Origin of the sequence: Paenibacillus sp. PDC88 (genome assembly GCF_900106725.1) — a bacterium.
GTDB classification, from domain to species: Bacteria; Bacillota; Bacilli; order Paenibacillales; family Paenibacillaceae; genus Paenibacillus; species Paenibacillus shunpengii.
This window is the reverse complement of record NZ_FNNT01000005.1, coordinates 121,720-148,227: the sequence shown is the minus strand read 5'-3', so window position 1 is coordinate 148,227 and position 26,508 is coordinate 121,720. Positions and strand designations below refer to the sequence as shown.

The following is a 26,508-nucleotide window of genomic DNA, read 5'->3' as shown; positions in this document are numbered from 1 at the left end:
ATAAAATACATATATTTTATTTCTATATAACTTGTAGTTATAAAAGGTGGATTAAACTTGGACTTAGTCAAACTGAAATATTTTTATACCACAGCCAAATTAGGGAACATGTCACAAGCGGCTAATGAACTTCTGATTTCACAGCCAGCATTAAGTAAAGCAATCACAAATCTGGAGTCTGAGTTAGAAATGGATCTGTTTTTTAGAAATGGCAAACGAATTTCATTAAATGAAAATGGGGAGTTTTTATTACAAAGAGCGGAGCGTATTTTCTCTGAAGTCAGCAATTTAGAACGTTCAATAGAAGAAAGAAGGGGTGAAAGAGGTGGAAGCTTATCTATTGTCACAACCCTGCCATATACTTTCACGAATATTATAGACCTATTTTTGACGGACTACCCGAATGTAAAATGCCAACAAGTTCCTTTATCAAAAGAAAATTTGCAGCAGTTTATTGAGCATGGGAAATACGATGTATGTATTACGACAGATCGAATTGATCATTCAAATGTGGAGTGGTTACCTTTATTTGACGAGGAAGTTTTTTTGACGGTACCTAACTCGTTTGAAGAAACTACAAAAGGGACAATAGATTTGATGGAGTTAGGCGATTTTCCGTTTATCGGGCTTTCGAGTCGATTTAGTTTTCGTCAATTTACCGATCAAGCTTGTAAATCAATAGGATATACGCCGATTTATCAAGTAGAAGTAGAGGAAGCGACAACGATATTACAGCTAGTGAAAAATGGACGAGGGGCAGCATTTACTCCTCAAACCTCAGTTGATTTGTATGAAAATAAGTTGAAGCACTTAAAAATTATGAATAGGAAATTCACACGAACGATAGGCTTATTAAGGCATCGATACTCATATCCGACTAAAATATCAACGGCCTTTGTTGCCCACTGTCATCGGTACTTTCACGATATGAAAAATAGATAAATTCAGACCTTCTTTAAAAAGTGAGCAATAAGGCGCCTATTACGGAGATTTCCGTGAGAGGCGCCATTTTCTCTTTTTAACAATCAACGCTCTGCATCCATCTTCACCGAATGCTTGGAGTACCAGTCATTCGCTTCCTGAATCACCTCTGTTCCACCGGCTGTCATAAAGTCCTGAATGAATTCGTCAAAGTAATTTAGGGGCTTCTCCCCCGTAATGATCGAGATATAGGCCTTGTTTTTTAATTGAACCAGATCAGGTCCTTTATCGGTCAGGGAAGGTGTTGCAACCTCCAAGGCATTGTAGATGCCATCCTGATCCAGGCCCAAGGTAGACGCCCATTGCTCTCTTCGTGTTGTAGGCATAAGGGGCACGGTCATTCCGATGTTAGCGCCAATACTATTCTGATAGCTGAACATCTTGTCATAGGGAGGAAGCACAATGACATCCTCCTGTGAGGTTCCAGCCCATCGCCAATGCTTATCCTGAATACCATGAATCATGGAAGTATATTGATCCACATCAGGATTTGCGCTGACGTAGTCCAGGATCTTCAGAATTTCCTCCATTTTGCCTGGCTCTTTCGCGGCATCTGCACCAATGGCTGTAAAGCTCATCAGCATATCATAAGCTTGGGAGCCCCGCTGTCCAACGGGTCCGCTGAAGGGGCGGCCGAAAGTAATTCGGGCCTGCGGATTTTTGACGTTTAATTCCTTCGCATTAAATGCGGCCTCTACGGGAGTCTCTTCGCCATAAGCATCCAGTGTCATATAATCGCCGTCTTGAATCCAGTGATAATAATTGCCCATGGAGGTCATGCCGATTCTCCCATCAATGAAGGCATGAGAGAGATGCTTGTAGCCTCCTTTATTCTCACCTGTAATAAACTCAGGATCAATGACACCGTCCTGGTACCATTTGCGAAGATACTGCAGTGCTTCTTTCATTTCCGGTTCCAGTGCACCGATGACGAGCTTCCCATCTTTCTTGCCGAAGTAGAGCTGATCTGCGAAGACGATCTGGCCGAAGGCCCCGAAGACGACATTCATTCCTTGTCTGGACAAGCCGTAGGTATCCTTCTGACCGTTGCCATCCGGATCTTCGTTCGCAAAAGCGTAGATGACTTGTTCGAATTCTTCCAGTGTGTCCGGCACAGGCAGACCAAGCTTGTCGAGCCAGTCCTGGCGATAGACGACCGGCATACGATAAATATTGGTCGGATTGATACCAGGAATACCGTAATATTTGCCGTCAATCATTCCATCGTCCTGATAGTCCGGAGCATAGGCTTCGAGAGCCTTCATAATGTTCGGTGCATATTCCTTCAGCATGTCCTCGGGAATTTCTGCGAGCAGTCCTTGCTGCTGATACCTAAGTAGGTCCTGCGGCTGTCTAACCCTGAACAGATCTGGAATTTCGCCTTGGGCGAGCTTTTTATCGAGTAGTGCTTCATAACGGTTGTTCTCGATATTCCAGATGTTCAGATCCACGCTGAACTGATTCTCGACCTGCTGAACCATCTCTGCATCCTCTGGCACCGGCAGATTCAGATGCATCGTCCATGAAATCTGGTAGCGCGGTGAACTCACGGAGGTGGAGGCTTGGGGATCTGCTGGGCCGGACGCGGCATCCGGCTTCATATCACAACCGCTGAGTATGCTGAATAGGGCAATAAGAATAGTAAGAGACATAATGGACTTCATCATCATGTGAAAACCTACCTTAAGCTAAGTTTGATCCTAAACTGACGGCGTTTGTAATAAGCGTTTATCAGGTCTCTCACGTGTTGATCTGTGAAGCGTGTAGCTTGCTGCTCAGCTCATCTCTACATATGCTCAGCGATGCTGCGCATGTAATTGCGCGGCGTACAGCCGTACGTTTCCTTGAATTTCTTAATAAAATAGGCGGAAGTTCCATAGCCGACCGTACTTGCAACCTGCTCGATCGTCAGCTGGTTACTTTCGATCAGCGTTTTTGCCTTTTCGAGACGCTGGGTGGTGACATACTCGGTGTAGGTGACCCCGAGCTCTTCCTTAAAGAGCCGGCTCAAATACTTCGGACTGATGAACACTTTCGACGCCACGGCATCAAGTGACAGATCCTCCGATAGATGGAGGTCAATATACTGTCTGGCAAGCTCGATGCTGGAAACAGCTCTTTCGCTGCTTCTCTTATCCATCTGGGCAGTGAATGTGACGATGGACTCGGTAATCCAAGCTCGAAATTCATGAATATGATTCAGCTGAAGATACTGCTGATACAGATCGGCATGTTCATCGCCTGGGGGCTTATACCGGATGCTCTTCAGATGATCGGAGTACATAAATACGATATTTGCCAGGATAAAATGGCAATAGTGAGCAGGATATGTTCCCTCCTGCAAAGTCCTGATCAAGGCATCCACTGCTCCGATCATGTCTTCCGACTGCCGATTCTGCAGCTTATCTCGGAACCTGCCCAGCATAGACTGAGGGATCTCTTCGACACTATTTTCTCGTGCGAGAATCAGACGGTCCTTCAATATAGTCTGCTCCGGCAGGAAGTAACCATATTTCATCAGCGTCACCGCCTCGCTATAGCTGCGGTGTATATCCTTCATCTTCTGTACCCAGCAGCCCCAGGATACATGAATATCTCGATAAAACTGGCTTCTGCCAGAAGACAACAGCAGATCGGATATCTGTTCAAGCAGTGAATCACCCGCACTATTCGTGCATACGATGACCACCACTTTATTGTCAGGCAGCTCCTCAGCAATCACATAGCGCTCATGCAGGGAGGCAGCATTCAGCTCGTTCACGATAGGATAGGCAAATGTCTCCTTGGCGTGGTCAGGATTATAGCCGGCTTCCCCCAGATTCAGCAGCAGGCAGCAGTAATGCGTATAAGGCTGAGGGATACCGAGAAAAGGCAGCTCTTCTGTCAATTCTTCAGGGGTGTAGGCGTTTCGAAGTATGTTAAGCACCACATTATGCTTAATGACGGAGCTGTTTGCATTTAGCGTCTCTTCCAGACTGCTGACCTTGTTACTAAGCTTACTAAAGGCCGTATCAATAAGGCTGTATTCATTCTGAACCTGATCAGGCGCATGATCTGTAGATTCCTTGATCTTGTTTACGATGCGCTTGATTGGATTGTAGCTGGCCAGTGCCAATATTCCGGATAAAATAGTGCCAAGCAGAATGGCAAACAGGCAGATGCCGACAATCAGCTTCTGAATAAATTCTGACGGTGCATAAAAGGTGCTGGCGGGCACTGCGCTGTAAATCTTCCATCCGGTCGTCTCAAGCGTTTGATAGGAAACAACATAGTCGGTGTGATGGATCGTTTCCTTGAAGCTTCCCGACGGGGTCTCAGACATAAGCGCCCTGCGTACCCCCGAATCATAATCCCGATAGACACCGATGCTTCCCTTGCTTACATCGCTTATCGTCATTCCCGACGAATCCAGAGTATAGGTATCCTTGTACTGTGAGGGCATCATACGCTGAATGATGGAGCTGACGGCGCTCTCCTTCACATCGATGGCAATCAGAAGGTCGCTATTTTGTCCTGAGGACTGAACGGGATAGCTGTGTACATATGTAAATAGGGCACTCGCATTGCTGTCCGGCTGACTGGAGTAGATATCCTGAGGAACCAGCCGGGTCGCTGTCCATAGACTGCTGTCCTTGCTCGCTCGCATGCCGTTGATCCAGTCTGCAAAATATACAGAGCCGCTGCCCTGATCGGCGTTATAATTCAGCCCATGGTTTGAAGATAGCATGATCTGTTCTTCTGGATAGTAGAGATGAACCGCATGCACCAGATCCGAATTGTTCGTTACCTTGGACTTGATCAGCTCCTGCAGGTCAATGACCTTACTGAGATGGCTGGTGTAGGAAGAATCGGCAAATAAACGAAGATCTGCACTCTTATCGAGAGAGATGTCGAGATAGATCTGTTCGACTCTCTTCAGTACGTTAGATTCAATCGTTTGGGCTGTGTTTTGCATCATAATTCTGTTTTTGCTATGAAGCTCTTCCTTATAATTGTTCGTGAAAAATACATAGAAGGCAGAGCACAGTAACAGAACGATGACAAGAACGATGGATACATGAGAAATGGCCAGGTTTGCAAATACAGAATTCCGCTTTTTCAAATCAACTCTCCTCCCACTCTCGAGCATAACCGATGTAAGGGACAGGCTTCGACCGAAACATTCACGATTTGTATTAACAGAATGTAAAATTACAGCTTCGAAAATACAAAAATGTCCAGCCTGGCTTGGAATTATCCCATTTTTATAGAAGGTGGAAATTATCATATTGCTGTGTGCTGGAGCCTAATGCTAGATTGAGATCGATTCATACGTTACAGGCGAAGGACGGTGTTGCTCATCCATTGCTGGGACTGAATTAAGTTCAAAATAAAATCCACGAAGACCAGGAGGTTAAAAAAATGAATTTAAAATCCAAATGGCTGCGCAGCCTGCTGCCGGCACTAGTATTGTTCACTTCGATTCCTATGGCTTCACAGCCAGTGGCTGCGGCGGAAGCCCAGATCCAGACAGGCTCATTCAATGTGCTCAGTTATAATGTAGGAGGTCTGCCTGATATTTTCTCAAGCTCCAATCCGGCAGAATATACGGCGCAGATCTCTCCGAAACTGAATGCGTACGATATTATCAACGTTCAGGAGGATTTCAACTATCATGCTGAGCTGATCTCTGAGGTGACACATCCGTATCTCACACCAAGTAGCGGGGTCGCGGGTTTTGGAAGCGGGCTGAACAGCTTGTCCAGATATCCCTATCGGGATCTGCAGCGAATCACTTGGAATGATCGCCATGGTCTGTTTGACAGTGGAAGTGACGAGCTGACGCCAAAAGGATTTACATTCATGACCTATGAGATTGAACCTGGTGTCAAGATTGATGTGTATAATCTGCACGCTGATGCGGGCTCGGACGCACAGTCTCTTGCTGCACGGCGCAGCAACATAGAGCAGTTGTCGAATTATATAGAGCAGCATTCGGAAGGGAATGCCGTGATCGTCTTTGGCGATACGAATACGAGATACACCCGTGCAGACGATAATATCGAGCTCTTGATGACGCGTAACGGATTAAGCGATCCGTGGGTAGATCTGGTGCGGGGCGGTGAGATTCCGGCAGACGGGGAAGCACTGATGGATGAGTCTGATGTGAACGGACCTAACTTCGAAATCGTGGACAAAATTTTGTACCGTGGCAGCAGTGCGCTTCAATTAAATGCGGAGTCCTTCCGGATTGAAGACACCTACTTCTTGACGAGCACGGGAGAGCAGCTGTCTGACCACTATCCCATTACCGCTGAGTTTGCCTATTCCACTTCTCCAGATGTGCAGATCAGCTCAAGCATCGGAGGATCGGGAGGAATCGGATTTAACGACCTGGATCAGATCCCGGATTCCCGAATGAGCTCTGTTACGATTCACAGCGGCAGCAGAGTGGATGGCTTGTCTACCGAGTATGAGGATGGAACGGTACTTGCCCATGGCGGAACGGCAACGGCGAATACCCTTCAGCTGGGGGCGAGTGAATATTTGACCCAGGCTGTTATTGGTCAAGGCACGCGCAGCGGTGGGAAGCGGATCTTTTATGTGCAGCTTACGACGAACCTAGGGAATACCGTATCTGGTGGACAGGCTACTTCAGAACAGATAGTGCTTAGTGCTCCAGATGGCTGGTATATTGCCGGTTTTTATGGAAGAGCAGGGGATGAGCTGGATCAGCTAGGTGTCATATACAAACCCCTGTCTGCAAGATAATAGGGCATTGAAATAGAAACGGACTCCTATCCTATACAGGCACTAAGGCCCCTCATCATTTAAGGTGAGGGGTTATTACGATTTGATCTTTTTTAGAGCATATTGGTTAGAGTTTGCAACTTTCTTCACAAAGAAGCGTTAATTTTAATGTATTGTAATTTGAATTTGAATTGATTGGTTACTTACTCGCAGGTGGGAAGGAGGGAGAGAAATGCGCGATCACCATTACAAACGACTGTTTATAAAAATAGCTGCCGCCATCGTTTCGGCGATTGCATTGACCTTGTTTATCTCGTGGACGATCTACACCCCTGAATTAGAAAGGATGGCAGATACGGCTTACACATCTTACTTTGGTATATTTGCCTTTAATTTCGTACCCATCGTATTCATGTGCATTATATTGGGGCCGATTCTGTCTCCAGTCACGGATGGGGTCTTGTATCGAAGATTTAGTATGAAAGGAATTCGGGGAGTTATCCTTCTCTTATTAGCCTATCTGTTGCTGGGTGCGGCCTGTGGTATTATTGTCAGCATGTTCTTTGGACAAATGAGTTTCATGAGTGGATTCATTCGTACTTCTATGATATGTGCGGTGGTCTTTCTGTTCTTTCAAATGGTGCTTCAAGCCATCTTCTATAAACGAGAGTATTCGGGCACCTAATCGTCTTCTCTTATATTCAGTCCGCCGCCAGCAATTTCTTAAAGAGGTGACAGAAGCTGCTTTATGGAGGAATGGCCATCGTCACAGGTTCTACGAAGGATGAGGTAAAGCATAAAGTAGACAGCAGACTTGAGGAGGTTATCGCTGCTTTTTTTGAAGAACATAAATGGAGCAGCTAGGCAGGACAGTAGAAGTGAGGTATAGTATAAATTGTAAATAAGCTTTTTCTTACTCAAATCTCGCATATCAAGCTCACTTATAATAAAACATATGTTGTTAACAGCCTGGAGGATCAGAAATGAATCTTTCAGGCTTTTTTTGAGCAGTATATACAGCAGGAAGTTATGTTTCTTTGCAGTGATCCATATTAATGGATAGAATGTAGGCGTCGCGAAAGGCCGAAGAGGTGTGGGCTAAATGCAATCTAAATTTTATTTAATTACTTACTTGACAACACATAATATAATTAATACAATAACTTACGTAAAGTAACTTAATGCATCTTTTGCTCATAGCAAAATGAAATACAGGTGGTGTAGAGAATGGGTTTTATGGATCGATTATTTGGAAAAGAAACTAAGGAGGAAGAGAAAATGACAAAATTGAACATCGGTATTATTCTGGGAAGTACACGGGAAGGACGCGTAAGTCCGCAAGTAGGAGAATGGGTAAAGTCTATTGCTGACAAGCGCGGAGATGCGAATTATGAGATCGTCGATATTGCGGACTACAAATTGCCGTTCCTCGGCACTACAGACGGCTCAGAGCCAGGCATTGCTGCATGGAACGAGAAGCTGAACAGTCTGGACGGATTTGTATTCATCGTGCAGGAGTACAATCACAGTATTACAGGAGCACTGAAGAACGCGATTGACTTTGCTCGTGAAGCATGGAATAACAAGGCTGCCGGAATTGTGAGCTATGGCTCAACAGGCGGAGCACGTGCAGCAGAGCATCTGCGTGGGATCCTTGGGGAGTTATTAGTTGCCGACGTACGCGTGCATCCAACATTGTCCCTGTTCACTGATTTCGAGAACGGAACGGTGTTTAAGCCACAGGAGCTGCATTTGACGAATGTGAATGCCATGCTGGATCAAACGGTGGCTTGGAGCGGAGCACTAAAAACACTGAGATAAGCAAAAAGCCTGAGCCTGATTGAAAAGGCAAGTTGCCAGGCACATGAATACAGCAATACAAAACTATAAACGCAGATATCTTCTAATGACAGGACGCCGCTGTAAGGCACTGACAGAAGATATCTGCGTTTTTTTATATGCACATCGATTCAAGGATTTCCTAAATGTGTATCTATTTAAAAATATAGGACGCAGGACATGGGCGTAAGGAGTGATTGAGTCCTGCTCTAAATCACCCTACAATAAATTGAAGCTGCATTTGCTATAGAAGGAGGACGAATGGTTGTCATCATCATATACAGTCCAATTAACCGCTGCCGAGGCGGCGTTTTTGTTCCAGCTCATGGATATACCAGAAGGAGAAGCATGGTTTAAGATATATGAAGGAAATGAGGAGCGAGGAAAAGAAATCCCGCCGGAACAACGCTACGCTCCAATCGCAAAGGGCTTGGAGGATGCAGGGCTGCTCGCTATGGAGGGCAGAGAGATCATCCTTGACGTTGTCCTGCTGGAGTTGTTAAACAGCTGCAAATACAGCAGTGCAGTGACGATTCTTAGAGCCTGCACAGCTCAGGGTCAATCTTCTATCACATATGGATTTATATCTGGAACTCAGGTAATTGAGATGAAGTGGAGTTCAGAGACAGGAGAAGTGCTGCTTACTGCGCTTGAGGAAGGACTTGAGACATTCGTCTCCCGTATGGGGGATAATCTGTTGCTGCCTGATGTGGAAGAACAAAGCGGACGAATATCTATGGAGAGGGAGACGCTGAATCGGCTGGTCTATCAGCTGAGCCATCCAGATGACACGATGCTGCAATCTATTCTAGAGAATGATCAAATAGCGCAAGCTTCTTCTCCGTTATTCCCCGCATTGATGGAAGCCTGTGCTTCGGCCCGGCAGCAGGGAACATTCGAGGCAGTCATTCGCGGAACAGAGCTTCGTTCGGCAACTGTTTATTATATAGGAAGCCCACAGGGAAACTGGCTATTCATTCAGGATGCAGAGCGGGATCTCGCACAAGGATATCCGGTAACGGAGCCCGAATTTATACAGACCGTATATCTGATAACGACACGTACACTGTCTGCTCTTACGCCAAATTAAAAGATTGGAGCAGATCTAGAGGAGGAGAAGCATGACTCGGATTGTAATGACATCGGCGTATCTGAACACGCTGGTTCAGCAGCTGGAGCAGGTAGCACAGCAGCTGACACAGGTGGATACTGCACTGATGAATGCGCTGAATGGCGCGGCCTGGCAGACAGGCAACCGTGAGGCCATCATAGGGATGTATCAGGCGCATCAGCGCAATTTCCAGACAGCCGCTCAGAATATGCAGGAGCTGTCCAATTTTGTGAATACGACTCGTCAGCAGTTTGAACAGGAGGATCAGTCAGGCGGCGGTATTGGGATAACGGGGTTTAATCCTATGGCGCCAATTGACGGTCTGGGGAATATAACGGGAACTGTCATGGGGGCAGCTGCAGTGGCGCGGCTCGGATATAAGGTACATAACGGATACATGGTCAGACAGCAGCTGGATCGGAGAAGCCCGAGAATTCTCGTTCGCGACAACTATGATTCGGTTCGGAATAATCCCGTGGTTAACGGAAGACCTAGAAACTACAAGATTTATTATTTACGTGATATGGAAGCTAAGATTGCGAATGGAACCGCCTCTCCCAAAATTAAAGAGATCTATTCCATGGCCGATCCGATGTACGGAGCCAAGGCAGCGCTGAAGGATAAGCTGGGCTGGGCAAGCGTCGGTATTGATGTGTTTACCGATACCAAAGAAAATCTTGCAAACAATGCTTCAACAGACAAGGTAGCCGGAGATATTATCGGCAATGTCGTCGTCGGGGGAGCAACAACGGTTGGAGCTACACTGCTGACAGCAGCAGTGATGCCTGCGGCAGCACCTGTCCTAGCCGTCGGGGCTGTTGGACTTGGTGTATCCGTGGGACTGACGTATCTTGCCGAGGGCATTAAGATGGACATGGATCTCGACAAGGATGGACAGGACGACTCCTTGAAGGATGTTGTTAAGCATGGAGCGAAAGAAGCCTGGTCTACCGTATCGGGCTGGTTTAAATAGATGGCGAAGCATAGTAAGCTGCATAAGTCTCAGACTCAGATCCGTACCTGGGAAGGAACAGACTATGACTGGAAAAAGTTTGAGATGTATCTCTCACTGTATCCGGTAAGCACCATTCGGCTAAATGCCGGTATTCTCGTGCTTTTTTTCTTAAACGTGTTCTTGATTATTCCCATCTTAAGCGCACCATATGAACCGCTTTATGCTTATCTGTTGTTTCCGCCGCTTGCTGTCATGAATGGTTGGGCACTTGCGTTGATAGCAGCTCCCCGGAAGCTGCAGCTGAACTATATTCTGTTCAGGGGCGTGTTCGGTACTGTAGCATCACTTGGTCTGATGCTGGCTACGCAGAAGTTTGCATATAGCAGCTTAGAGTTAACGACACCATGGTATGCGATTGGTTCTTTTGCCGTTTATGGATTTGCGCTGTATCACTATGTGCGTTCTCATCTGCGGAAGCTCCGGATACCAGAGAAGAAGCAGCAGGAAGAACGCAAGGGGATGCGTCTGCTGCCGTTAACGATGATCGCCGGACTCGGATATCTGCTCGCGAACCTGTCATTGATGTTTGTGAGTGAGAACACGGTTGTGATTGTACTGATGTGTGTGTACTCGATGCTTGCTTTTGTACTGTTTCATTTCATCATGGAGCTCCATCGGTACTATTGGATTAGACGAATTCATCTAGGAAGCAGCGCTCCGAATGGAGATCAGCAGCCTGCTCAGCATGGTTAAAGGAGGTATACCTAACAATGAACAATTCAGAAACACTGCTCCCTAACGGCTCCATCGTCCGACTGAAGGAAGGGTCCAAGAAGTTAGTGATTTACGGACGCAAGCAGATTATGATGACCGAGCCTCCGCGGACTTTTGACTATATCGGATGCCTGTACCCGGAAGGCTACATCAATCCGGATTATACGTACGGTTTCAATCATGAGGATATTGAGGAGATCGTATTCATGGGATTTGTGGATCAAGAGGAGGAGCAGTTCTCTGCACGTTTAAAAGAGGCTTAGAGGTTACCTGTATCCAGCAAAGGCTGGGAGGAATAATGAGTTAGCTGGAAGTGTGCTCAAAGCAGTAGACTTTATCAACGATTTTAAGGTATGCAAAAAACCATGAGTCAACGGCATTATTCTGCCGAAGCTCATGGTTTTTTTTATGCTTCTGAAGCCTTATCTGCATTGGTCCGCATTTTGAAAACGAACTGCCGTCTGCTGCAGCTGCGTACCTGTCTCCTGCAACCCACTCAAGTAGGATCGGACGGAGGTGAGACTCTCCTGAATCCGCTGGAGAAATTCCCGCTGCCGCTCGCCTTCCCACTGACCCTCCGATTCAAGAATCATCTTGTTCAGCTGCTGCACCACCGTTTGTCCATTCTGGGATGCCTGAGTGAACTGCCGCGAAATCTGCTGCAGCTCCTCTGGGTAGAGGTTGATCCGCTGATCCATACGTATTCCCTCCTTCGTCTCCACATATGAAGTTCGAATGTACTGATCTTACCCCATTATATATGGAATATTTTCTCAAGGAAAGATATCGGTCATTTACGTGATGAATCCTTAAGCAAGTTAAATGTTTATTTGCTAAGCCATAGCATGAATGCTAAGAGATATGCACATAAAATGTGGTCGATTCACCTACGGTGCTCTTGGCATAAATCCTGCCCTTGTGCTGCTCCACAATCGACTTCGCAATGGCGAGACCTAGTCCGTACCCACCTTGCTTGCGCGCTCTCCCGGAATCTGTCCGATAGAAACGGTCGAATATTCGCGACAAATGCTCAGGAGCAATACCTTCACCGGTATTCGTGACGGACAAGACAACCTCATGCTGTTGTTTTTTCAAAGAGAGATGAACCGAACCGCCCTCATTCGTGTATTTGACGGCATTATCGAGCAGAATCATGACCACTTGCTTAAGCTGTTCACTCGCTCCGGTCACCTGAAGACCGGGTTCGATCTCATAGCTGAGGTGAACCTGCTTCTCGAACATAACGGCTTCCATCGTTAACAGGATATTTTCGACCGCCTCGCTCATATCAAATTTCGTATACAGGATACCCGAACGAGAATCATCCATCTCCGTCAGGTATAGAAGATCATTGGTCAGTCTGGTCATACGTTCCGTTTCGGACTTGATATAATACAGCCATTTTTCCTGGTTGCGGATCTGATCCTCACTGTTAGCCAGCAGAACATCCGTATTGGTATTGATAATGGTCAGTGGTGTCTTTAACTCATGAGAGGCGTCGGCGATGAACTGCTTCTGCTTGTCAAAGGCCTCCTGAATCGGTGTAATGGACCGGTTGGCAAAGAAGCGGCTCGTAAAGAAGATGACGATCAGCATCACGAGTGCAACAATCGCGAAGGTATAGATCAGATTCGTCAGGATAACCTGCTGTGAGCTGGTATCGAGAAATACGAGCATGTAGCCTGTGCTGGTCTGAAGAATCTCAAAAGTCCAGTGACTCCCATCCAGTTCAAATTGTCCACTCGCTTTGTTCTCCGCAACGGCTGCATCCAGAGCAAGCGGATAGAACGTCTCCTCCAGTTCAAGTGTAGTCTCACGACCTGTAATCGTAAGGTTAGGATCTGTCTCCAGCATGAAAGAGATCGAGCGCTTGGGTGGTGCTCCTTCGAATCCGAACTCACCATCGTCCGGTCCTCCCATATTCAGATCTGCACCTGGACGATCTCCGTGCGGAAGATCAAAGTCCCGGGTGTAGGAATCCGTTACTTTATTCAGCTCCATATGAATATTTCGCTGAACATCCCGATACGTAATCGTATAAATGGAGGTAAAAGCAACCAGCATAATGATCGAGATGATGACGAGATTCAAGATCAGGAACCGGTTTCTAAGCTTGGTAAACATCAGGTATTCACCTCTAACACATACCCAACGCCTCGAACGGTACTGATGCGGACGGCAGAATTCAGGAAGTTCAGCTTCTTACGCAAAAAAGAGATATATACCTCTACATTGTTGTGCTCGACATCAGAGTCAAAGCCCCATAGCTTCTCAATAATCTGCTCCTTGGAGGTAATCGACTGCTTCCTTACCATTAGCAGCTCCAATAGCTCATTTTCCTTCAAGTTTAGCTTCATTTCCTTTCCGTTAACCGAAAGCTTCAGCGTAGAAGTGTTCAGCTCCATGTCTCCGAATTTCAGGCCTTCCTCTGGCATAACCTCGCTCTTTCGCCGTAGCACGGCTCTGATCCGGGCCAGCAGCTCTCCGGAGGAGAAGGGCTTGGCAACGTAGTCGTCGGCACCATAATCCAGCCCGGTAATTTTGTCATCAATCTCGCCTTTGGCCGTCAGCAGGATGACGGGGGTGGACAGTCCTTCTCTGCGAATTTCCTTCAGGACACTGATCCCATCCATTTCCGGCATCATAATATCAAGCAGCAGCAGATCATAGATCCCGCTGAGTGTATAATCAAGTCCGCTTCTGCCGTCATGGACCATATCTACGGAATAGTTTTGTTTTTTTAAGATTTGGGAGAGCGCCTCTGCCAGATGAAGCTCGTCTTCCACAATTAATATTCTCATCGCTTTTTCATCCTCTGTATGGATTATCTGTAGGTTTGAATAGGCCTAGTATAGCAGGAGTACCTTTAACCAACCTTAAGCTGTTTATTCTACCATCATACGAATGGATAACTTTCAGATCAATAATTAGTGCCTATTATATGAAGCTTCTTAATTAGAGATCAGGATTGTAAACGCAGTGTAAAAAAGATTCTCGAAATGTTAAATGCATTTAAGATTCATTAAAGGTTGAGAGCTTACGATACATACATCACCACAAGAGACTTACCACAACAGAGAAAGGATCTGAAGCACATGGCTATAGAGGTATTTAACCGCTATGAGAGCAAATATTTGCTCGACAGCAACTCGTACCGGAGGCTGTATCTCGATCTCATGGAATATATGGAACCCGATGAATATAACAAGCAGCATGAATTTTATTCCATAAGTAATCTGTACTTCGACACAGCACATGATTCATTGATCAGAGCGAGCCTGGCGAAGCCCAAGTATAAGGAAAAGCTCAGACTCAGAGCCTACGGTGTTCCGGGCAAGGACGCGAAGGTGTATCTCGAGATCAAGAAGAAGGTGTTCGGCCTGGTCAACAAGCGTAGAACCGCGCTCAAGCTGGATGAGGCGTACGAATTTGTCCGTACCGGACAGGCACCGGAGCTGAAGGATTACATGAACGCCCAAGTCGTGAACGAAATAAGCTATTTCCTGCGGAGGTACGATTTGGCACCTAAGCTGTACCTGTCATATGACAGAAAAGCACTCTTTTGCAAAGACAGCCGCGATCTTCGAATTACGTTTGATACCAATATTCGCACAAGACGCTATGACTTGAAATTGGAGAACGGAGATTACGGCGAGCAGCTGCTGGATGAAGGCCAATGGCTCATGGAAGTGAAGGCCGAAAAAACAGTGCCTATGTGGCTGTCGGTCCTGCTCTCAGAGCATCAGCTGTATCGGACGAGTTTCTCCAAATACGGCAATGAATACAAAAAAATGATCAAAAACGAAAAACAGAAACAGGAGAGTATGCTTTATGCTTGATTCCCTATTAAACGCAGCTACAGACACAACGACAGAACTTACATTTATGAGCACGGTGCTCAGTATTCTCATCGCCATTTTGTTAGGCGGCATCATCAGTCTTACCTATATGAAGACGAACACAAACGGGTATACCCAGAGCTTTTCCTTGACTATGGTCATCTTACCGGCCATTGTGGCCATTATTATTCTGCTGATTGGCAGTAATATTGCACGTGCGTTTAGCTTGGCGGGAGCGTTCTCCATCATCCGGTTTCGAAGTGCGCCGGGAGATCCGAAGGATATTGCTTTTGTCCTGTTTACGATGGCAGCGGGTCTTGCCTGTGGTGTGGGAGCCTTCGGGTATGCGGTGTTATTCACCCTGATCCTGTGTATCCTGATGTTCGTCCTGAGTAAATTTAACTTCGGTGCAAGAAAAACATTGCAAAGAACACTTAAAATCACGATTCCTGAGAATTTGAGCTACGATGATGCCTTTGACGAGGTGTTCCAGAAATACAACGTACAATATGAGCTGAAAAAGATCAGAACAACCGAGCTGGGCAGCTTGTATGAACTCGTGTACGGCGTGACGATGAATCAGCTTACTAACCAAAAAGAATTCCTGGACGAAATCCGATGCCGTAATGGTAATCTGGATCTTTCCCTGACGATGAGCCCTACGACCTCAGAGTATTAATGTATCCACTCCGTTATGAGTGACCATATAATCAGCTCAAATTTCAAATGAAATGAAATTTGAGCCCAAAATACTTAGCGAGGAATTTGAATTTGTTGTGTTTTTGCATACGTAACTAAGCGAGGTTTTTGGATGACGAACGACTTTTGGCGAAGCCAACCGGAGAGAGACAGCCAAAAACCGAGCGGTACAAACGGAAGCAAGCCGCACACCAATTAATTCAATTTCCGAGCGCCCTGAAAGGATGAATAAAATGAAAAAGACAAGCATAGCGAACAGACTTAGCGTCGTATTCTTATGTGCGGCCCTGATGACAGCATGCAGTGATGCGTCAGCGACCGACGATACAGGAACAGCCGAAGCAAGTACAGCGAGTGAGGCTACAGCCGAGCTGGCGAGCTTGAAGCTGGAGGATATGATTACCTTCGATGAGGAGGACCGTAACACCGAATGGAGTGCAGAGAATGCAGTAATGATTGAGCTGAATGGAACAGACGCTCAGATTAGCGGAACGGGTGCAGAAGCTGTCGAAGGATCTGTGACCATTACGAGCCCGGGTACCTATGTACTCAGCGGAACGCTCAGTGATGGGCAGATCATCGTGGATACGGCAGAGGAAGAGCTGGTGCGCTTGGTTCTGAACGGTGTCGATATTACAGACAGCGACAGTGCGGCGATTTACAGCAAAGGTGCGGGAAAGACCGTCATCACACTGGAGGATGGAACTGAAAATAAAGTGACGGATGGCAAAACATATGTTTATGAGGACGAAGCAAGTGATGAGCCGAGTGCGGCTGTTTTTGCCAAAAATGATCTGAGCATCAACGGTACAGGCAGCTTATCCATCACCGCTAACTATAAAGATGGAATCACGAGCAAGGACGACTTGAAGTTAGTAGAAGGCACCATCGACATCCATGCCGAGGATGACGGGATCGTAGGTCGTGACCGGCTGGCTGCCGAGAACGGTACCGTGACGATCAAGGCCGGTGGAGACGGCATGAAATCGACCAATGATGAAGATGAGGACAAAGGGATCATCGCGATCGCTGGCGGTACTTTTAAGATAGAAGCTGAGAATGACGGAATTCAATCGGAGAAATCACTGCTGATTAATGGCGGTACGTATAACCTTGTCACTGGCGGCGGCAGTACGAACGCTGAGGTGAAGACCGAGAGTAATCCAATGGGACAAGGAAGAATGAATGGCAACGGCGGCATGATGCGAGGGGAATGGAACCGAGAGTCTGCACCTGCAGCGCCTTCGGATACAGCGAATCCATCAGATGAAGCAAGCAACAATACAGATGAAGCAGGCACAGCGAATACAACCAGCACGAATACGGCCAGTACGGTGGTCACGGCAGCAGCAACAAGCACGCCGGCAAGTACAACAACGGACACAGCCGCCTCCACTGCAGATGCTGACAATGCAGAGGATACAACAGCCGCTGAGGAAGAATCGACGAGTGCAAAAGGGGTCAAAGCAGGCGGGGATATGGTCATCAATGGCGGAACATTTACGATGGACTCAGCTGATGATGCGGTTCACAGTAATCAAAATATTTCGATCACAGGTGGAGAGTTCAGTATTGCGGCGGGCGATGATGCGGTGCATGCGGACCTTCTGCTATCCATCTCTGGCGGAACAATGGACATTACCGCAAGCTATGAAGGACTGGAAGGAGCAGACATTACGATCTCCGGTGGCAAGACACATGTAGTTTCCTCCGATGATGGAGTGAATGCGTCCGGTACAGATACGACGACCGATACAACAGACGCCGCTGCGGAAACAACAGAAACATCCGAAGCAGCAGGAACAACCGCAGGTGAAGCGGATGCTTCTGCATCCGGAACTCCAGAAGCTTCCTCTGCAGCGGATGAAGCACAGGGTACAACAAGTGAACAAGCGCCTGCAGCGGGCGAACGACCGGATGCTCCTGCGAATGGCGAAATGCCGCAGCGGCCAGCGGATGGTGAGATGCCGGAGCCTCCAGCTGATGGCGAGATGCCAAGCGGAACTCCGCCGCAAGGCGGCTTTGGCGGCGGTGGATTCGGCGGTGGAATGGAAGGCAATCAGAATGCGAAGCTGACTATCTCTGGCGGACTTCTCACCGTCGATGCCGGCGGTGATGGGATTGACGCCAATGGTTCCATTACAATGACGGATGGTACCGTGATCGTAAATGGTCCAACCAATAACGGAAATGGCACACTGGATTATGGCAGCACATTTGACATGAGCGGGGGTTACTTGATCGGAGCCGGCACATCAGGTATGGCACAGGCATTATCTGATGAATCCACTCAGCTCTCGATTGCGATGACTTATCCTGAAACACAGGCTGCAGGAACGTTGGTTCATCTAGAAGACAGTGAAGGCAACACGATCGTGACTTTTGAACCGTCCAAGGATTATCAGTTTGTCGTCATTAGCTCACCGGATCTGGAGAAAGGAAAGACCTACACCCTCTATTCCGGAGGAAGCTCCAGTGAAGACGTTACAGGCGGATGGTATAAGACAGGTAATTACGAAGGCGGAAGCGAGGTCGTGTCGTTCGAGCTTGGGGAAACAGCTACCACATGGCTGAATGAGTCAGGCGTAACAACAGGGAATGTGAACGGCGGCTTTGGCGGCGGCAGAAGATAGATTATCTTAAACAGGCGATAGCCAAAAAAACGATTGTAAATAGCATACGGGTGGTGTACACAGCCCAGGCAACTCCGGAAGTGATGGAGATGCCTGGGCTTATTTCATGCAGTGGTGTTAAGCTGTTTTTCTTCGAGAAGAGGCCGTGCTAAATGAAAGGTTTGATCGTGATCTTACAATATAGTAAGTAAGAATCAATTTGATCCTTTGGTAAGATGAAATTGTTCATCTTGTAAGTTAAACAAAAATAGCTTATCCCCGTTGTGAAAGGAACAGCAAATCTATGACCAGAAGAACAAAGCGTTTTACGCTGACAATTATTCTCTGTATCGTTGTTTGTGCCATTGCTCTCGGAGGAGTCTACGTCTCTTCAATAGTGAAGGAGCTTCAAGGCTTGCAAAAGGAAGGAGAAAGCTCCCCATTTCATAATATAGAGCATATTGATCAGGAGCAGACGATCGAGCCGCCCGTATGGGAAGGTGATGAGGTCGTCAATATTCTTATTATGGGCGTGGATGCCAGAGGCATGAAGGAGGGAGAGATTCCTCGCTCAGATGCTATGCTGGTAGCCTCTCTTGACCCTGAAGCGAAGAAGATCTCCCTGTTCTCGCTCATGCGGGATACTTATGTTGAAATTCCGGGCTATAACAACAATCGAATTAATACGGCCATCACCCATGGTCCGAATGTTGCGATGCAGGCAGCGAGCGATCTGCTCGGCATTCCGGTGCAATATTATGTGTACACTGATTTTCAGGGCTTCATCAAGCTCGTGGACGCTCTAGGTGGAGTGGATTTTGAAGTAGAGAAGGATCTGTATTACGTCAGCAAGGCGGATAATCATCAATATGATATCGATCTGAAGCAAGGAATTCAGCATTTGGATGGAGAGAAAGCGCTCATGTATGTAAGATTTCGGCATGATGCCATGTCAGATTTCGCTAGAACGGAGCGTCAACGGGAGCTGTTGAAGGCGATAGCGGACAAAATGCTGACTTCCTCCTCCATCGCCAAGCTTCCGTCCATATTAAATGAGATCAACCCTTATATAGATACGAATCTGTCCCTTAATGATATTTGGAAGCTGGCCTCGCTCGGATACCAGAGTACGCTCCAAGGCAGCGAACAGATTCCGCCGATGAGCCTGCTCAAGGAAGAAAGAATTGGCGGAGCAGCGGTTCTTACAGTTAGAGACGAGGAGGAGCTCAAGAGCTACGTACAGGATGTGCTGAAGCCTGCGGATGCTCAAACGGAGGAAGTGCCTGAGAATAGGATAGACGATAACGACATGAGTCTAGAGGAATCGAGTGAGAAGGTCACTTATTAGATATATGATAAAGGTGGTTAACACTTGCCTTGAGCAACCCTAGCCTGCGGGAACCGCAGGCTTTTTCTATTTACTGACAAATGCAGGATACTTATGTTTTGTAAATTGTTGGTAAATAAATCTAAAGTACTAATTATTCAAGATGTTAATTAAATGGTATTGGGGCCCTCCTGCGAACATCAGTCCAAGTGTATTTAATTCTTCTATTCTTCTGTGATTATAAGCACTTGCTACCTCTAAGTTTGGACATCTGAAACTAAGACAATGGGGTATCCCTATTACATAAATCCTATCTTTTCCTCATTTACAAGATAATACATGGCTGTTTACATAAGATTGCTAGCATTACTGTGAAGCTCGTTACATGCTTACACGTTCCATATAGAAAAAGGGGAGGGAGATTACAAAAATTCATCTAGAATGACAGTCAAATAAATGAAAAGATCCGAAGAATAATCTTATTAGAGGAGAGAATTTGATGAAGAAGCGGATGTACTTTCTTGTACCCTTCAGTTTCACACTATTATTTAGTACATTGCCATATCATACGATCAATGCAAACGCAGCTACGGTTAGCGAAGCGGTTTATCAGAATCCAGAAGTACAAGAAGTGAATGGGCAAGCAGCCATAAAGTCTTTAGCCCATGAAAAAGGTTATGTGTTAGCCACAAGCGGACAAGCAATTTCCTTAAATAGTATTATATTGAATGCAGCCTACGATGACTTGACCGAGGAACAGATTACTGGGGACAAGCTAACCTGGACTTCGAATCGTGATGCAATAGAGATCACAGAAGATACGATGACTGCCCATCAAAATGGGGTTTATCCATTAACGGTTACAAGAGAAGGAGCTTCTGCTAATGTACTTCTGGTAGTTAAAGGAGAGGATGAGGAAGAATATGTCCTCTATGAAGAAGATTTTAATGACCATGCAGATGGAGGTATCCCTCAGGATTGGTCTAAGCTTAGCAGTACAACCGATGAAGAGATTAGTGTGAAGTCCGGAGCCCTTGAAATTGATGGAAGAGGCAATAACAGTGGGGGCAAAGGCGTACTACTTCCCGAATATTTGGGCTTGTTCGGTAATTATAAAATAGAAGCAGATGTTAGCCACCTAGCTGCAAATGATAACAGCCGTTGGCATTCAATCATGTACCGTGTTCAGAACCATAGCTACCCTTACTATCAAATGGCTGTCCGTCAAAATGCAACAGCAGCGAACGGGGTTGAATTTGCAGAAAGAACTCCAGAAAACGCATGGAACGTTGCTGCCAAAAATTCATTCAGTGAGGCAATCGCTGCAGATCAAATGTACCGATATACAGTGATTGCTCAAGGTAACAGAGTGCAGGAATTAATAAATGATGAATTACTCATTGATACAGATCTTGCAACCCATTATTCAACCGGAAGAATTGGATTCCAAGCCGCTGGTAGTTTAACAAAGGTGGATAATATCAAAGTAACACTCCACACAGAGGCGTTGCCTGAGGTAGTCCAGCCCGGTGATAACTTCACTCATGTTGAAGAACCGGAAACGAACATTTCCCTTGCACCGACAATCGTTACAGAAGTAGATTCAAGTGAAGATCTGCAATCTATAGTGGAAGGCACGCGTCCGGCCACAGCCATTCTCCATGTCAACAGCCGCCTGCAAGTAACAGATGAAGCAGGGAGCGTTATTGATGAGCTCGGATCAGTGATAGAAACATTGGATCAGACCGTAATTCCAGCCTTCGCGATTGAAGAAGAAGCTACGATTGTTCCTTTAACAGATTATTTGAAGAGTATTGACCTTGAGGATGCCTTTGTACTGTCTGATCGTCCGGAGCTGGTGAAGAAGACAAGAGAAGCTTATCCTATTATTCGCGGTATTATTGAATATCCTGTTTCGGGTGAACTCAGCGAAGAACAATTGATGGACATTCGGAGGACAACCAACAGCCATTTAGCGAAAATTGTGCTCTTGCCGGAAAGTGCAGGAAGTATCGAAAATATCTCCTACCTACAGAAAAAATTAATGACGGTATGGGTGGAAGAAGACTCCAACACAGCTGCAACAAATGTAGATATTCACCGCATGATTACATCGGGCACGAACGGAATGGTTACGGATCAGTATAAAGAAGCAGTTAACGCTTTATCCTTTTATGATGAGAATGTGACCCTTGCTCGAACACCGTTTATTTTTGCTCATCGGGGGATACCTGGACTTGCACCGGAGAATACATTGGAAGGCGCCAAGCTGTCTTATGAAAAAGGTGCAACTCATATTGAAAACGATATTTATCTGTCCAAAGACGGACATATCGTCATCATGCATGATGAAACGATTGATCGGACAACCAATGGAACCGGAAAAGTGGAAAGTTATACTCTTGCAGAATTGGAACAATTTCTTGCGAATGATCAATTTCCAGAAGCTTATCCTGACGCAAGGATTCCAACACTGAGACAATTTTTTGAAGAATTTAAAGGCAAAAAAGATGTCGAGCACATTGTTGAGATCAAAACCGGTAATCCAGCCATCATTGATAAATTGGTATCCCTTATTGAAGAAATAGGCGTAGAGAATCAAGTATCTGTGATCTCATTTAATGCATCTCAATTGCTATTATTAGCTGAGCAGATGCCGGGCATGTCTATCGGCTACTTAACGAGCGGAATTGCAAATGAAACAGACGTGTACCCATCCTTACGTTCTACTTTAAATACCGTTCAAAATTTGAATTCTACCTTTAATACAAGCTATGGCGGATTAGGTGTAAACTTTTTGGAAGCGGCTAAACACCGTGGTGTGACCGTATGGCCGTGGACGTACAGAGATGAGGCGCTGTTTACAGATCACTTTTTACTTGGTATCTATGGATTAACAACGGATTATGCTCATTGGGCTTCTGAGTGGGCATCCCGTATTACGCCGAAGCAAGCCGAGTTCAAACTAAATGCAGGTGAAAGCACCGAAATCAAGGCAATGATTGAAACCTATGATCGTCAGACCAAGGATATTGCGCCTGAAATTGTTGTTATTGATGGAGAAGATATAGTTGAAGTTAATGGGAATGTGGTAACTGCTCAAGCGGAAGGAACAGTTCATGCGATGCTGCGTTATACACAACAAGTATCAGTAGACAAGTCATACCACATTTATACACAACCCATAACGATTGCGGTTAAAGCGGATAACAAACCTCCTGCAAAACCTAAAGTAAACCCTGTTGCAGACAATTCAACCACGGTGAGTGGTACAGCAGAGGCTGGATCTACTGTGTATGTGAAAGCAGGGAAAACCGTATTAGGTGAAGCAATAACGAATAGCGAAGGTAACTTCTCTATAAATATCCCAGCACAAAAGGCAGGCACAGAGCTATCTGTTTATGCCGTTGACCAAGGGGGGAATACGAGTTCACTTGAGAAAATCAAGATTATCGATAAAACACCACCATCCATGCCGGAAGTTAATGAAATCACCATAAAAAAGATGAGTGGAAAGGCCGAGTCAGACACTACCGTCTATGTGTACAACGGCAAAAAGTTGGTTGGAAAAGCATCGGTGAATAGAAAAGGGGAATTTTCAGTATCATTAAAGAACTCGAAAAAAGGTGACGTGTTGACAGTATACGCAGAAGATAAAGCCGGCAATGTCAGCCTGAAGAACAATGTGAAAGTCAATTAATATCTAATAAGCGAAGGCTTATCGCCAGGTCTAACGGCGAAAGCCTTCGTTTTTTGCTGTCATTAATAATACAAGCAGATCACAGATCGCGAAGACGCATGTCTGAAGTAAACCATTCACGATAGGTGAGCTGGCTGAGCAAGATGCTGGTGATTGCAGCTGAGCTTGTGAACGCAAATACGATCAGAATCTGATACCGGACAGCCTCGATCGGATCTGCACCTGCGATGATCATTCCTGTCATCATCCCTGGAAGCTGGACGATACCTACCGTCTTCATGCCATCGATGGTTGGAATCATGCTGGATTTAACGGAACGCTTAAGTGCATCCTGAATCGCCCGTTTGGGCGCAGCGCCAAGAGCAAGCAGAGTTTCAATCTCGCCTTTGGAGGTCTCCATTTCACGTTTCATATGGTTAAGGAACAAGCCGGATACGACCATGGCATTGCCAATCGTCATTCCGCTGATGGGAATAATATACCTCGGCGTCGGCTCAATGATGTTCAGTCCGAGAAGCAAGCCCATCATGAGCAGCTCTGTTGTCAGTATGGACAAGGCGATCTTCCAGCGGACACCCCGAATGCCTTGTCCACGCTTGCCTGCATTCATTGAAGCGACCGTGATCATAAAGGTAACGATGAGCAGAATCAGCGCAGGATGCTCGGTATGGAAAATAAACTGCAGGATGTAGCCGACAGCAAGCAGCTGTATGGCTGATCGTATGGTTCCAATAGCTATATCCTTCTCCAAATCGAGCTTTTGCCAGACGGAGATCAGCATCGTCACCATGACAAATACAATGGTGAAACTTAGAGCAAGGAAGGACATAGCTCCTCCTTATCTGAATCCATAGATTGGGTAATGAAGCGGCGGGCCGATTCGGTATCAGGCCGAGAGAAGAACAGTTTTGTCGGCTGACGTTCGAGAAGGGTATGGCTGCCCATATACCAGGTCGTCGTGCTGAATGAGCGGGCCTGCTCCAAATCATGTGTCACCCAGATCAAAGTCGTTCCTTCTTGATCACTCCATGCCGTCAGCAGCTGTTCCACAAGAACTGCATTTGCCGGATCCAGTGATGCAGTGACTTCATCCAGCAGCAATGCCTCCGGACGCAGCATCATTGAGCGGAGGAGTGCGATCCGCTGCTTCTCGCCGCCAGACAGATCAGAGGCCCGCTTGTGTATATCCAGTGCAGACAGGCCGCTTCTCTCCAGCAGGCGCCGTGCAAGAGCTTGGTCGTAGGGGACTTTATGCAGGGAATGAACCATTCTGAGGTTATCCTCAACACTGCCGGGCAGCATCACGGGATGCTGTGGGACATAAGTAATCTTCATTCTCCACCATCGCGGATCACAGCGCAGGTAAGAAACACCCTTCCACTCCATTTCCCCTTCATCAGGACGATCCAGTAACGACAGTATTCGGAGCAGTGTGCTCTTGCCCTGTCCTGAAGCGCCGATGACAGCGATGCGTTCGCCCTGCTCCACCTGAGCCTCGACGCCCGAGAACAGCATCGTTTGGGTTGATGTGCCGATATATTTAGTCAAACCTTGAATGTCCAAGAAATGAGACATGACCATAGACTCCTTTCAGCCGTTCTTCTAACCTATTCATCTTAACAAATGAGATCAGGAGAGGGGAATAGGAGCTTCGGCTGATGATATAATGCCTGAACATTAAGCCGATAGGGCTGCTATTCCGATATATATAGCACTTGGTTCATTTATATCAAACCATGTTTATTATTTTAAACAGGAGAGTAAAAGGATGATTACATTCGAGAAGGGCGAGCTCCTTAAGGCTGCAGAAGACATTATTGGTCACCAGGTGAATTGTATGGGGGTCATGCGCAGCGGAATATCCAAACAGATCAGAGATGAATACCCTGAAGTTTATGCCGCCTATATTTCACTGACGAACAGTGAGATTTCTCCGCTTGGGCAGATGCAGATTGTGAAGACGAAGGATAAGTACATAGCGAACCTGTTTGGACAGAAGCATTATAAGAAGAGCTTTTTTCGAAAAAAGCTGACAAGCATCAAGGCACTGGAGCAGGCGTTGACTGAGCTTCGCATCTACGCAGAAGCCCGGGATCTCTCTATTGCGCTGCCTTACAGGATAGGTGCGGATCGTAATGGGACGGATTGGAATGAGGTATACCGAATGCTTCAGAGGGTATTTAATAACTATCCCGTAACCTTGTACTCAATCGTGGATATGGAGGAGAAGGGTTGATGCGGGAACTCGTTCTGTATTCATCCTGGACGGAGGTCTAGCCCAGAAACCGTCTTGGGACTATTTTTAAAATAGACTTAAATGGCATAAACTAAGATAAACATAGGTTCTAAGGGAGGTACATAGATGGATTTTTTGTGGTGGACCTTAATTATTGTATTATTCATACTTAGCTTCGTCGGCATTGTGTATCCGATCATTCCGTCTGTTCTGGCCATATGGGGTGGCTTCGCCATTTATCAATTCCTCATTAATTCAGAGGAGCTGTCCTGGTGGTTCTGGGTTAGTATGGCGATACTAACCGTCGTTATTATTGCCGCGGATATCATAGCGAACAGCTATTTCGTTAAAAAGTACGGAGGATCGAAGACCTCGGAGACGATCGCAGCCATTGCGACCATTGTAGGCTCGTTCATCCTTCCGCCTTTCGGGATTCTGCTTGTGCCGTTCCTAGCCGTGCTGGTAACCGAATTTATCATTCACAAGGATGCTTCGAAATCGGTCAAAGTCGGCTTTGCAACCATCATTGGATTCCTCGGAGGAAGCATTGCCAAAATCCTTATTCAGCTGCTCATGATCGTATGGTTCATTCTCGATGCGATCATATAGGGCGGATAGCAACAGGATATAGGGACTTTCAAGCAAGGGGCGCTCAAGGCGTCTCTTGTTTTTTTATAATTGGAGGCGGGGAAGTACAGGGTTGCA

At 46.3% G+C, this 26,508-nt stretch carries 22 protein-coding genes; 15 read left to right on the top strand and 7 right to left on the bottom strand.

The features are described from left to right. The first annotated feature begins 57 nt into the window (after nt 1-57). Entirely contained in the window at nt 58-942 is an 885-nt protein-coding gene (locus BLW49_RS16590) for a LysR family transcriptional regulator (protein ID WP_090725648.1), read from the top strand. An 83-nt stretch (nt 943-1,025) separates the two neighbouring features. Here BLW49_RS16590 and BLW49_RS16585 read toward each other — a convergent pair whose 3' ends face one another. Together BLW49_RS16585 and BLW49_RS16580 are read right to left on the bottom strand one after the other, a co-directional pair. Next, nucleotides 1,026-2,651: an extracellular solute-binding protein gene (locus tag BLW49_RS16585; protein WP_090725646.1), complete on the bottom strand. Its 1,626-nt coding sequence runs from the start codon at nt 2,649-2,651 to the stop codon at nt 1,026-1,028. A gap of 116 nt (nt 2,652-2,767) precedes the next feature. Then, nucleotides 2,768-5,083, bottom strand: coding sequence for an AraC family transcriptional regulator (locus BLW49_RS16580; RefSeq protein ID WP_090725645.1), 2,316 nt, complete (start codon nt 5,081-5,083; stop codon nt 2,768-2,770). A 299-nt stretch (nt 5,084-5,382) separates the two neighbouring features. On the opposite strand from BLW49_RS16580, the gene BLW49_RS16575 reads away from it, so the two are divergent. The 7 genes from BLW49_RS16575 to BLW49_RS16545 all read left to right on the top strand — a co-directional run bounded on the left by BLW49_RS16575 (nt 5,383) and on the right by BLW49_RS16545 (nt 11,653). Further along, complete coding sequence (locus BLW49_RS16575; protein ID WP_177178760.1) at nt 5,383-6,732, top strand: jacalin-like lectin; 1,350 nt, start codon at nt 5,383-5,385, stop codon at nt 6,730-6,732. Between the two features lie 211 nt (nt 6,733-6,943). Beyond that, on the top strand, nt 6,944-7,396 hold the full coding sequence (locus BLW49_RS16570; protein ID WP_090725644.1) for a hypothetical protein: 453 nt from the start codon (nt 6,944-6,946) through the stop codon (nt 7,394-7,396). 542 nt (nt 7,397-7,938) lie between these two features. Continuing rightward, nucleotides 7,939-8,532: an NADPH-dependent FMN reductase gene (locus tag BLW49_RS16565; RefSeq protein WP_076314728.1), complete on the top strand. Its 594-nt coding sequence runs from the start codon at nt 7,939-7,941 to the stop codon at nt 8,530-8,532. A gap of 283 nt (nt 8,533-8,815) precedes the next feature. Then, nucleotides 8,816-9,640: a hypothetical protein gene (locus BLW49_RS16560; RefSeq protein ID WP_090725642.1), complete on the top strand. Its 825-nt coding sequence runs from the start codon at nt 8,816-8,818 to the stop codon at nt 9,638-9,640. A gap of 31 nt (nt 9,641-9,671) precedes the next feature. Beyond that, nucleotides 9,672-10,634 carry a WXG100 family type VII secretion target gene (locus BLW49_RS29250; RefSeq protein ID WP_256209797.1) on the top strand — a complete coding sequence of 321 codons (963 nt, stop codon included), beginning with the start codon at nt 9,672-9,674 and terminating at the stop codon, nt 10,632-10,634. Further along, a complete protein-coding gene (locus tag BLW49_RS16550; RefSeq protein ID WP_256209796.1) occupies nt 10,635-11,369 on the top strand; it encodes a hypothetical protein in 735 nt (244 codons plus the stop codon). A 17-nt stretch (nt 11,370-11,386) separates the two neighbouring features. Then, nucleotides 11,387-11,653, top strand: a complete 267-nt coding sequence (locus tag BLW49_RS16545; protein ID WP_090725641.1) for a DUF4176 domain-containing protein — start codon at nt 11,387-11,389, stop codon at nt 11,651-11,653. 159 nt (nt 11,654-11,812) lie between these two features. Here BLW49_RS16545 and BLW49_RS16540 read toward each other — a convergent pair whose 3' ends face one another. From BLW49_RS16540 to BLW49_RS16530, 3 genes are all read right to left on the bottom strand, one after another. Beyond that, the gene (locus BLW49_RS16540; protein ID WP_090725639.1) at nt 11,813-12,088 is read right to left on the bottom strand and encodes a WXG100 family type VII secretion target; all 276 of its coding nucleotides are present in this window, start codon (nt 12,086-12,088) and stop codon (nt 11,813-11,815) included. Between the two features lie 154 nt (nt 12,089-12,242). Next, nucleotides 12,243-13,514 carry a sensor histidine kinase gene (locus BLW49_RS16535; protein ID WP_090725638.1) on the bottom strand — a complete coding sequence of 424 codons (1,272 nt, stop codon included), beginning with the start codon at nt 13,512-13,514 and terminating at the stop codon, nt 12,243-12,245. Then, on the bottom strand, nt 13,514-14,191 hold the full coding sequence (locus BLW49_RS16530; protein ID WP_090725636.1) for a response regulator transcription factor: 678 nt from the start codon (nt 14,189-14,191) through the stop codon (nt 13,514-13,516). The genes BLW49_RS16535 and BLW49_RS16530 overlap by 1 nt, the downstream gene beginning before the upstream one ends. A gap of 294 nt (nt 14,192-14,485) precedes the next feature. Between BLW49_RS16530 and BLW49_RS16525 the strand changes: the two genes are divergently transcribed. The 5 genes from BLW49_RS16525 (at nt 14,486) to BLW49_RS16505 (ending at nt 23,567) form a co-directional block, all read left to right on the top strand. Beyond that, entirely contained in the window at nt 14,486-15,229 is a 744-nt protein-coding gene (locus tag BLW49_RS16525; RefSeq protein WP_076314722.1) for a polyphosphate polymerase domain-containing protein, read from the top strand. Then, complete coding sequence (locus BLW49_RS16520) at nt 15,222-15,908, top strand: DUF4956 domain-containing protein (protein ID WP_047911525.1); 687 nt, start codon at nt 15,222-15,224, stop codon at nt 15,906-15,908. Before BLW49_RS16525 ends, BLW49_RS16520 begins: the two co-directional genes overlap by 8 nt. A gap of 253 nt (nt 15,909-16,161) precedes the next feature. After that, nucleotides 16,162-18,561, top strand: coding sequence for a carbohydrate-binding domain-containing protein (locus tag BLW49_RS16515; protein ID WP_256209795.1), 2,400 nt, complete (start codon nt 16,162-16,164; stop codon nt 18,559-18,561). A gap of 283 nt (nt 18,562-18,844) precedes the next feature. After that, entirely contained in the window at nt 18,845-19,888 is a 1,044-nt protein-coding gene (locus BLW49_RS16510) for an LCP family protein (protein ID WP_090725633.1), read from the top strand. 478 nt (nt 19,889-20,366) lie between these two features. Continuing rightward, nucleotides 20,367-23,567 (top strand): glycerophosphodiester phosphodiesterase family protein, encoded by a 3,201-nt coding sequence (locus tag BLW49_RS16505; RefSeq protein WP_090725632.1) that lies wholly within the window; start codon nt 20,367-20,369, stop codon nt 23,565-23,567. Nucleotides 23,568-23,646: 79 nt separating this feature from the next. Here the strand turns inward: BLW49_RS16505 and fetB are convergent, their stop codons facing one another. Continuing rightward, nucleotides 23,647-24,396 carry an ABC transporter permease gene (fetB, locus tag BLW49_RS16500; RefSeq protein ID WP_090725630.1) on the bottom strand — a complete coding sequence of 250 codons (750 nt, stop codon included), beginning with the start codon at nt 24,394-24,396 and terminating at the stop codon, nt 23,647-23,649. Beyond that, nucleotides 24,378-25,142, bottom strand: coding sequence for an ABC transporter ATP-binding protein (locus BLW49_RS16495; RefSeq protein ID WP_090725629.1), 765 nt, complete (start codon nt 25,140-25,142; stop codon nt 24,378-24,380). The genes fetB and BLW49_RS16495 overlap by 19 nt, the downstream gene beginning before the upstream one ends. 193 nt (nt 25,143-25,335) lie before the next feature. On the opposite strand from BLW49_RS16495, the gene BLW49_RS16490 reads away from it, so the two are divergent. Beyond that, nucleotides 25,336-25,803 (top strand): macro domain-containing protein, encoded by a 468-nt coding sequence (locus BLW49_RS16490; RefSeq protein ID WP_090725627.1) that lies wholly within the window; start codon nt 25,336-25,338, stop codon nt 25,801-25,803. A 126-nt stretch (nt 25,804-25,929) separates the two neighbouring features. Then, on the top strand, nt 25,930-26,412 hold the full coding sequence (locus BLW49_RS16485) for a DUF456 domain-containing protein (RefSeq protein WP_076314714.1): 483 nt from the start codon (nt 25,930-25,932) through the stop codon (nt 26,410-26,412). Nucleotides 26,413-26,508: the final 96 nt, after the last annotated feature.